Source organism: Novosphingobium sp. FW305-C-111, from assembly GCF_058783565.1.
Genome location: NZ_JBYSYP010000007.1, coordinates 203,170 through 212,354, shown reverse-complemented (window position 1 = coordinate 212,354; position 9,185 = coordinate 203,170). Strand labels below are relative to the sequence as shown.

The following is a 9,185-nucleotide window of genomic DNA, read 5'->3' as shown; positions in this document are numbered from 1 at the left end:
GGTTCTTTGCGTCGTGACATAGTGGGACTCCTTGTTGCCCATTATGCCCGGCCACACACGGAAATCCTGACAGTCCCTTCCTGCCGACGATCCGACGGCGACAGACCCTTCCCAGAGGTCCCGGATCGGCCGCATCATCAACCGGATTGTCACGCTCGATCAGAAGCAATGCCGGTCTGAGCTCGACAGGGTCACTGCAATACTTGCCGGTCGTCACGCAAACGTGAGGCAGGTCCTCCTACGCCGCTATCATGACCTGATCTGCCCGCCGGCTGCGACGGCACCCCAACACAGCGAGGAGCAAGCGCTGCTGATCGGCGCTTACATGAGCGCCGAATATTCTTACGAGTCCGCGGCCCTCTTCAACCCGAGCATCGTCGTGCACCCGGAGCCTGCCACGATCGCAGGAGCCACGAGGTTCATTCTGTCCTTGCGCGCGGTCGGTGAGGGCCACCTGTCGTCGATTACTTTCCGCACGGGTCACTTCGACGGGTCGGCAGTTACCCTCGATCCTCCCGATCATCATGCGGTCGCACCACAGATCGAGTCCATCCCCGGTGGAACGCCGGACGATCCCGGTGTTCGTCTCTCGGCGGCTGCCGGCACCGATCTCTCGTCTCTCGTGATCTTCCCGGTGACCTACCGACAACGGCACGGATTGGAAGACCTGCGCCTGGTGCGTTTCAAAGACGAGAACGGCTCCACCGCCTATCTGGGGACGTACACGGCCGTGGGCGGCGACAGCGTCCGGCAGGAGCTATTGCGGACGACCGACTTCATCACCTTCGAGTTGAGTGCCATGCGGACAGCGGTACCCAACACCAAGGGTATGGCCATCTTTCCGCGCCGGATCGGAGGCCACTACGCGGCGCTCGGGCGGCTGGATCACGAGAGCATTTGGCTGCTCCGGTCGAACGATCTCTACAATTGGGCCGACGGGCTGAAGATTATCACGCCAGAATGGCCCTGGGAGTTCGTGCAACTCGGTAACTGCGGCTCACCCATCGAAATTGGCGAAGGCTGGCTGGTGCTGCTCCATGGAGTGGGTGCCGTCAGAAATTATGCGCTCGGCGCCTGCCTTCTGGACAAAGACAATCCGTCCCGCGTGATGGGCCGCACCCGCACGCCGCTGATCGCCACCGATCCGAACGCAAGGGACGGCTACGTACCAAATGTCGTCTATAGCTGCGGCGGCCTGGTCCACCGTCGCACGCTGCTGCTGCCGTACGGAATTGCCGACTCCTTCACGTCGTTCGCGACAATCGACCTCGATCAGCTCCTGGCCAGGCTGGATTAGCCAATGTCTGGAATTTGCACGCTCACCCTCAACCCCACAATTGATGTTGCCTACGAAGTTGATCGACTCTTCCACACGCGGAAGATGCGTACGAGCGCCGAATTCTATTCGCCGGGTGGTGGCGGCATAAACGTGGCGAGGGTGTTCGTAAGACTAGGAGGCCTGGCGCGGATCTATTATGCCTCGGGCGGGGCGACGGGTCCCGCGCTTGATGGGCTGCTCGACCAGCACCTGCTTGTTCGCAAGCGCATACCGATAACGGGCACGACCCGGGTCAGCTTCGCGATGCTCGAGCGAACGAGCGGCAAGGAACACCGCTTCGTTCCCGACGGTCCAAGCTTCACGACAGCGGAGTGGCAAGCCTGTCTCGACGAGATGCTGCATGCGCAATGCCAGTTCATGGTGGCAAGTGGATCGCTGCCGCCGGGCGTGCCTGACGACTTCTACGCGCGGCTCATTGACATCATGGCGGAGCGAAACATCCCCGTTGTCCTCGATAGTTCCGGTGCCGCCTTGCGGAGTGCCGTCGATCGCGGAGGCCTTTTCCTGATCAAGCCCAGCATCGGCGAAATGCGCCAAGTCGTCGGCCGCGATTTGAATGATCTGGGAGCGATCGCCTGTGCCGCGATGGATCTCGTGAGTTCCGGTCGATCTAGATATGTCGTGGTCACGATGGGCCACGAAGGAGCCCTGCTGGCCACGCCAGCGGGCTCCCACCATCTGCCGGCTGTGGACGTGCCTGCCAATAGCTCCGTCGGCGCCGGCGACAGCTTTCTTGCTGCCATGATCTTCGCTTTGACCTGCGAATGGACCGTCGAGAACGCGTTCCGGTTCGGCATCGCAGCCGGGGCGGCGGCGGTGCTAAACCCGGGGCACGATCTCGCTCATCCTGCGGAAATTCAACGCCTCTACGAACTCGTGCCGCCGATAGAAGGAGAAGACTGACGAGAAAGGATGAATTCGTTCATCCCCGTGATTTCAAAACTACTCTTTCGGCGGCCAACGTCATCACCCTGTTCGAAGGCTTCATCGACCGCTTGGATGCCGGCGACGAGAGAAATGGAGCTATCGCGTAAGAAGAGGGCCCTGCCTCGGCACCTCTTCGAGTGACTTGCGGATCTTCGTCATATTTCGCGCCGATGATGCGCCGAACCTAGCCCTCTCTGAAACTAGATGCCGACAAGTCCGTTTTTCCCTGTGCAGCAACATCCTTCGCCGCGATATGAGCTGTGGGGCAGCGGGAGACTGCATTCGGAGGCTGCACAGCGTGTCGCCTGAGGAGAGCGTGACAGAATGACCCCGCCACTAGTCGAGCAACAGATCATCCTTGCTCATCCCGATCCAGACAGCTTCTGCGCAAGCGTTGCTGAGCAATGGTTGAAGCGAGCGCACAAACATCACCAGAATTGCACCGCGAAAGACCTCTACCGCGAAGGCTTTGATCCCGTGCTCAAGATAAACGAGCGCCCGGGCAAGCCTGGATACGCGCCTCCTGAAGGACTGGTGGCTGAGTGCGAGCGCCTCGAGGCCACGGATGTCGTGGTTCTGGTCTACCCAATGTGGTTCGGCGCACCTCCCGCGATGCTGAAGGGCTATCTCGAGCGCGTGCTCGGCAACGCGACCGCATTCAACCGAGACGGCCCTGTCGAGCGACCTTTGCGAAACACGCGGTTGGTTCAGATCTCGACCTCTGCCACGACAAGCAGCTGGCTTGCCGAGAAAGGAGTCCAAAGCGCAATGCATGCCTTGTTCGATCGCTACCTCGCCGACGTCCTTGGCGTCCCACAAGCCTATCGCCTGCACCTCGACGGCATCACCGATGGGATGTCGCAGGAGAAGGGAGCCGTGGAGCTGGAGAAGGTCAATCTATTGGCTGACAAAGTCTGCGCGGACGCCAACGCTGCGCGATGGGATCGAGCGCGCAGCTCGCATTGACGCCCAGCGCTTGCACGCTCAGCGCTGATCCTGCACTTCCACTCACGCCCAATCCCCATCGTGATCGGATTGCCCATTCGCACGCTGCTCGTCGTCAACAGCCTCAGCCGATCCGGGCGAGCGATGGGCGATGCTGCCAATGCGCGGCTCCTTGAACGCGGCTGCGAGGTGATCCGATTGGACAGCGCGACTTGCGAAGAGGTGAGCCCCTGGATCGAAAACCACGCGGACGGTGCTGATTTCGTCATGGTCTCGGGCGGCGACGGCACCATGAACGCCGCCGCGAAAGGGGTGCTAGATACCCAGCTACCAATGGCGATTTTACCGGCCGGCACGGCGAATGACCTGGCGCGCACCCTCGGTATCCACGGCACTGTTAAGGATAGCGTTGCGCTGCCTTTCGAGGGTCGCAAGGCGCGCGTGGACATCGGCGAGGCTAATGGCCACCTCTTCTTCAACGTGGCAAGCATTGGGCTCAGCACGGATCTGGCACGAGCCCTCACGCGTGACACGAAGCGCCGCTTCGGACGCTTCAGCTACTTGCTCGCGGCGGTGAAGGCGCTTCGAGCAACGCGGCCCTTCAGCGCCATCATCTCGCACGACGATGTATCGCTACGGGTCCGCACCTGGCAGATCGCAATAGGGAACGGCCGATATTATGGTGGCGGCAATGCCGTTCATCACGAGGCTCGGATCGATGACGCAGCGCTCGATCTCTGTTCGCTCGAACTGCGCCGTCTTTGGAAGTTGCTCGCGATGTACCCCTTATTCAAGGCAGGACGGCACAGCCTCTGGCGCGAGGTTCGAAGCGCGAGGTGCGATCATTTCGATGTCTGGACGAAGACGCCTCGACCTGTGAACCTCGATGGCGAGATCAAGACATCGACGCCTGCTTCCTTCAAAGTGATTCCATCCGCGATCGAAATTTTTATCCCGCAGAGGCAGCAGACCGGCTTCTATGGGGGAACGTCCTGTGGCCCCCCACAAGAGGGATTACGATAACCCGCAGATGTGCCTCCCTGCAGAGGCAACCCACGACGACTAATCGATTGCGTTCCCACGATCTCAGCTCACCGACGCGACTTGAGGGGCCCTTTCCGTTGGAGCCTCGGACGCGATCAGTCTTGCGAGTTCTGCCTCCTCAAGCGTTTCGACCTCCAGTAGCCGCTTCGCCGCGGCGCGCAGCCGGCTTTCCTTTTCCCTGAGGATGCTTGATGCCGTCTCGAAAGCGGCGTCCACGAGGGTCCGCACTTCGGCATCCACCTCGGCCGCCACCGCCTCACTCATTGTTGGCCTTTGCACCGGAAGCCCCGCCTCAGCCTGCAGAAAACCCTTGCTGTCTCGGTCATACGAGACATGGCCGATGCGCTCCGACATGCCGTAGCGGGTGACGATTGCCCGCGCGATATCGGTGGCCTTGACCAGATCGTCGGCGGCGCCGGTCGACAGGTGTCCGAAGATGAGATGCTCGGCAGCCCGCCCGCCCAGCAGGACCGCCATCTTGTTCTCCAGCTCTTCGCGCGTCATCAGGTAACGATCCTCCGTCGGTCTCTGGATCGTGTAGCCGAGCGCGCCGATGCCCCTCGGAATGATGGACACCTTGTGGACCGGGTCCACCCCGGGAAGCGATAGCGCGACGATCGCATGGCCCAGCTCGTGATGCGCGACGATCTCCCGCTCCTTGGGCATGAGCAGGCGATTGCGCTTCTCGAGACCCGCAACGATCCGCTCAACGGCCTCAGTGAAATCCTTCATGGTGACGGCGTCTGCTCCCCGACGCGTCGCCAGAAGCGCCGCTTCGTTGACGAGATTGGCAAGGTCGGCGCCGGTGAAGCCAGGCGTCAACGCCGCGATCTGCTCAGGATCGACGTCTGGCGCAAGCTTCGCCTTCTTCAGATGCACAGCCAGAATATGCACGCGCCCCTTCTTGTCGGGGCGGTCGACAAGCACCTGGCGGTCGAAGCGGCCCGCGCGCAGCAACGCCGGATCTAGGATCTCCGGCCGGTTGGTTGCCGCCAGGATGACGACACCCGTGCTCGCATCAAAGCCGTCCATTTCCACCAGCAGCTGATTGAGCGTCTGCTCCTTCTCGTCGTGCCCCCCGGCATAGGGGGCGGCCGCACGCGCGCGGCCGAGCGCGTCCAACTCATCGATGAAGATGATGCACGGCGCCTTGATCCGCGCCTGCTCGAAGAGGTCGCGCACCCTGGCCGCGCCTACACCCACAAACATCTCGACGAATTCGGAGCCCGAGATCGAGAAGAATGGTACCTTGGCCTCGCCCGCGACCGCCTTTGCCAACAGCGTCTTGCCGGTACCGGGAGGGCCGACGAGCAGGACACCCTTGGGCATGTGACCACCGAGCCGCCCATAAGCCCCGGGATCCTTCAGGAAGTCGACGATCTCGCACAGCTCGGTTTTGGCTTCGTCGACGCCGGCGACGTCCGCGAACGTGACGCCGGTGTCCGCCTCGACATAGACCTTGGCTCGGCTTTTGCCGATTGCGAGCAAACCGCTTCCGCCGGCAACGCGCTGGCTCAGCCAGTACCAGATGCCGACGAACAGAAGGACGGGGAGCACCCAGGACAGCAAGTCGCGCATGAATGTGCTGGGGATGCGTCCCGCGTATCGCACACCATACTTGTCGAGATCGCGCGCGAGCTCCGTGTCCACCCTAGTGGTCACGAAATATTGTTCGCCGGTCGGCAGCGGCGATTTCAGCTTCCCACGGATGTCGGTTGCCGACACCGCAATTTCTTCGAGCTTGCCTTCGCGAAGGTACTTCTGAAAGTCGCTATAGGGTACAGGCTCAATCTGCGTGAAAGAGACATACCACGACTGGAAGCTGAGCAGCAAAAGGAACGCTGCGATCCAATACCAGAGGTTGAACCGCGATCGCTTATCCATTGGAGAGCGAAGTTCGGGTGTCGCCATGTCAGGCTTCCTTCTGATTGCGCTGGCCATCTGCACGTTCGGCCGCCCGCCACGAGTAGAGAATGCCGGCGGCCAGGAGGAGCAGGGTGACGCAGAGGGAAAGCACCGGCGGAACATGAACGCCGAACTGCTGGACAATTATCTTGCCGCCAATGAAGATGAGGACCAGTGCTAGCGTGTGCTTGAGGTAGGCGAGCCGTCTCACCGTCGCGGCAAGCGCGAAGTAGAGCGCCCGCAGACCCAGTACAGCAAAGATGTTCGAGGTGTAGACAAGGTAAGGCTCCTGCGTGACCGCCAGAATGGCCGGCACGCTTTCGAGCGCGAAGAGCGCGTCGGCGAACTCGATCAGCACGAGAGCGAGCAGGAGCGGCGTCACATAGAGCCTCGTTCGCCCGGTCCTTTGCTCATCAGGGAGCCGAACGAGGAACGCGCGCCCGTGAAGCGTCTCGGTGACCGGCAGATGCCGACGCAAGAACGACAATATACGCGCTTGGCTGAACGAGGGACCGGCTTCGTCGTGCATCAGCATCCTGATCGCAGCGACGACCAGCAGCATCCCGAAGACCGGCAAAAGCCAAGCGAACTCATGAACCAGTGCCGTGCCCGCGCCGATGAGCAACGCACGCATGATCAGCACGCCAAGAATACCCCAGAACAGCACTCTGTGCTGAAGCGCGGACGGAATTGAAAGATAGCCGAAGATCAGGGAGATCACGAAAATGTTGTCGAGGGACAGGCTTTTCTCGATGACATAGCCGGTCAGGAAAAGAACGCCCGCTTCGGACCCGAACGCGTACCAGATCCACCCTCCGAAGAGCAGCGCCGCCAAAATGTAGAGGAGGCTCGTGCGCAAGCTCTCGGCGATTCCCATCGTGCGCTCGCCGCGGTGAAGAACTCCAAGGTCAAGCGCTACCAGCCCGAGGACAATCGCCAGAAACAGCAGCCAAGCCCATGCCGGTGCTCCCCCGATGCTTTCGAGCCAAAGCCAATCGAATAGATCCGTCGTCATCTCCCAACTCGATTTCCTGTTCACGCGCGTCCGACTAGCTGCGCGGCTGAGCGGGTCAGCCCTTCAGGCGCGCCAGTATTCCGCGGACGCGCTGCAGCGCGGCAATTTCAGATTCGCCGCAGGCTTGTCGGCATGCCCGGTCCGGCGGCGGCGCCCTCAAGAGCGCAGCAATGATGCCGATCGCAGAGAGCGATCAGTTCGGCTTGCTATCGCCGGACCTCGGCGACGGGTTGCCTCCTGCCGCTGCGATCTCGATCCGACGCGGCTTCATCTCCTCGGGCAGGACCCGCTGCAAGACGATCTTCAGAAGCCCATTGTCGAACGATGCGGAGCGTACCTCAACGAAATCGGCCAGCTGGAACTTACGCTCGAACGGCCGAATGCTGATTCCCCGGTGCAGATACTGACTCTGCCCCCGTTCCTCCGCTTTGCGGCCTGTCACGACAAGCTGGTTCTGATGGGCAACGACTTCGATGTCTTGGGGCCGGAAGCCGGCCACCTCCAACGTGATCGAAAAGCTGTCGTCGCTCTCTCTGATGAGGTCAAAAGCGGGGTAGGCTTCAGGCGGATCCCCGCGAGCACCGCTTTCGAGGAGGTCGAACAACCGATCGAAGCCCACAGTAGAACGCCGATATGGCGCGAAGTCGAAATTTGTTCTCATCTCCAAATCCTCCATTGAAGCAATTTGGTCATGAGACGCGCCGGAGTTGAGAGTCGGCGCCCTCCATGTCCAGCCCGACCCCAACGCAGCAGCCGGGCAGTCTGCGAACTAGGAAGATGAAAGGCGGATTCAAGCCGTGCCGAGGGTAAATTGGCGTCGCTTGTCGCATATCGGCAACCTGGCCATTGATTCGTGACCGGACGATCGGCCAACTCGCCGGTCGTCTAGCGGCCCTCACTGCCTCTCCGCCGATCCGGCACCGCCTCGATCGCGCGGAGAACGCGTTCAGCGACGGCCGCATGGCTTGCGGCCTTGGGAAACTCGCGTACCGCAAAGCGACGCAGCCGTTCCAGGTCAGCGCGCGGGATGGTCAGCTCGATCGGAGTGGCTCCGAGAGCCTCGGGATCGGTTTCTTGCGCCGCTCGGCCGGATGCGAGGAAATGGTCGAGCAGCCGCTTGCGATCAGCGAAGCTCCAACCCAGCAACTCCAGCTCTTGCGGGCTGATCGATAGCAGCGCGATCGCAAACTCCATGATGTCGTCAAAAGGGAGGCGCAGCTGCACGCCCCGCCCGCGGCGGGACTTCCAGCGTTCGACCATTCCGCGCTTCACGGCCATAACAATAAGCCTTGTAGGGCGCATCCGCGGAGCATGCGCAGCTGACGAGCCAAGTATTGTCTAAACAACACGTGATCCAGCATTCGATCTCTCCTCGTGCCCACCGTCCGTCCTTGCACAGGGGTCAAGCCCTGTCCTACCCTCATGAAGGTCTCAATCGCGCCTAAAGTAGACCTCGGCGGCATTGCAAAAGTCCGACCCGGATCCGCTACGAAAAAGTCTCTTTAGCAGTTACGATCCGTGCGGGGGGTTTGGCGCCTGCTCCGGGCACGCAGCTGCTCAGGGCGGGGTCCGCCGGCGCAGATCAAGAGCGCAGAAGGCCGCGGCGAAAAGAACATGGATGATGAGAAAAAGCTTCGCGACCTCCCGAGCCTCGCCGCTTGCCACGCCCCACACATCGTTCGCGGCGACCGCGCCGAAACCGACCAGATTCGCCAACACGATCGGCCGGACTGAATTCAGATCAGCGTCTCGGGAAAGCCAGTTTAGCACGGCAATTCCAAGGAACGGGCCGCCCAACAAACGCAGGAGCGCTATCAGCTCGGGCGCAGCGTCCGCCGGAACGGCGCCGCGGCCGAACTGCAGCGGAACCAGCATCAAGGCCAGGCCGACGACAGCGAGGTAACCGGCCGACAGCGTGAAGAGCGGTTTCGGCACCACCCATTTGGTTCCAACGCTGCGCGACATCGAAGATCCGCTCCCTCCGCCCGCGTCAGAGCTGGGCGATCCGCT

9 protein-coding genes are annotated in these 9,185 nt (G+C 61.6%); 4 read left to right on the top strand and 5 right to left on the bottom strand.

Features of this window, described 5'->3' with window-relative positions; genetic code table 11:
• The first annotated feature begins 223 nt into the window (after positions 1-223).
• From AC3WLD_RS10575 to AC3WLD_RS10560, 4 genes are all read left to right on the top strand, one after another.
• The gene (locus AC3WLD_RS10575) at positions 224-1,297 is read left to right on the top strand and encodes a glycoside hydrolase family 130 protein (protein WP_492556914.1); all 1,074 of its coding nucleotides are present in this window, start codon (positions 224-226) and stop codon (positions 1,295-1,297) included.
• A gap of 3 nt (positions 1,298-1,300) precedes the next feature.
• Positions 1,301-2,242 (top strand): 1-phosphofructokinase family hexose kinase, encoded by a 942-nt coding sequence (locus AC3WLD_RS10570; RefSeq protein ID WP_492556913.1) that lies wholly within the window; start codon positions 1,301-1,303, stop codon positions 2,240-2,242.
• 348 nt (positions 2,243-2,590) lie between these two features.
• Positions 2,591-3,232: an NAD(P)H-dependent oxidoreductase gene (locus AC3WLD_RS10565; RefSeq protein WP_492556912.1), complete on the top strand. Its 642-nt coding sequence runs from the start codon at positions 2,591-2,593 to the stop codon at positions 3,230-3,232.
• Between the two features lie 60 nt (positions 3,233-3,292).
• A complete protein-coding gene (locus tag AC3WLD_RS10560; RefSeq protein WP_492556911.1) occupies positions 3,293-4,234 on the top strand; it encodes a lipid kinase in 942 nt (313 codons plus the stop codon).
• Positions 4,235-4,297: 63 nt separating this feature from the next.
• Here AC3WLD_RS10560 and ftsH read toward each other — a convergent pair whose 3' ends face one another.
• From ftsH to AC3WLD_RS10535, 5 genes are all read right to left on the bottom strand, one after another.
• On the bottom strand, positions 4,298-6,166 hold the full coding sequence (gene ftsH / locus AC3WLD_RS10555) for an ATP-dependent zinc metalloprotease FtsH (RefSeq protein WP_492556910.1): 1,869 nt from the start codon (positions 6,164-6,166) through the stop codon (positions 4,298-4,300).
• Between the two features lies 1 nt (position 6,167).
• Entirely contained in the window at positions 6,168-7,175 is a 1,008-nt protein-coding gene (locus tag AC3WLD_RS10550; RefSeq protein ID WP_060977729.1) for a TerC/Alx family metal homeostasis membrane protein, read from the bottom strand.
• 193 nt (positions 7,176-7,368) lie between these two features.
• On the bottom strand, positions 7,369-7,836 hold the full coding sequence (locus tag AC3WLD_RS10545) for an Hsp20 family protein (protein ID WP_492556909.1): 468 nt from the start codon (positions 7,834-7,836) through the stop codon (positions 7,369-7,371).
• A 224-nt stretch (positions 7,837-8,060) separates the two neighbouring features.
• Entirely contained in the window at positions 8,061-8,453 is a 393-nt protein-coding gene (locus AC3WLD_RS10540) for a hypothetical protein (RefSeq protein WP_492556908.1), read from the bottom strand.
• Positions 8,454-8,732: 279 nt separating this feature from the next.
• Positions 8,733-9,140: a hypothetical protein gene (locus tag AC3WLD_RS10535; protein ID WP_492556907.1), complete on the bottom strand. Its 408-nt coding sequence runs from the start codon at positions 9,138-9,140 to the stop codon at positions 8,733-8,735.
• Positions 9,141-9,185: the final 45 nt, after the last annotated feature.

Bases quoted from the DNA above. Each gene is read 5' to 3' on its own strand.
- AC3WLD_RS10570 (WP_492556913.1), top strand. From the start codon at position 1,301: ATGTCTGGAATTTGCACGCTCACCCTCAACCCCACAATTGATGTTGCC.
- AC3WLD_RS10565 (WP_492556912.1), top strand. From the start codon at position 2,591: ATGACCCCGCCACTAGTCGAGCAACAGATCATCCTTGCTCATCCCGAT.
- ftsH (WP_492556910.1), bottom strand. From the start codon at position 6,166: ATGGCGACACCCGAACTTCGCTCTCCAATGGATAAGCGATCGCGGTTC.
- AC3WLD_RS10550 (WP_060977729.1), bottom strand. From the start codon at position 7,175: ATGACGACGGATCTATTCGATTGGCTTTGGCTCGAAAGCATCGGGGGA.
- AC3WLD_RS10545 (WP_492556909.1), bottom strand. From the start codon at position 7,836: ATGAGAACAAATTTCGACTTCGCGCCATATCGGCGTTCTACTGTGGGC.
- AC3WLD_RS10540 (WP_492556908.1), bottom strand. From the start codon at position 8,453: ATGGCCGTGAAGCGCGGAATGGTCGAACGCTGGAAGTCCCGCCGCGGG.
- AC3WLD_RS10535 (WP_492556907.1), bottom strand. From the start codon at position 9,140: ATGTCGCGCAGCGTTGGAACCAAATGGGTGGTGCCGAAACCGCTCTTC.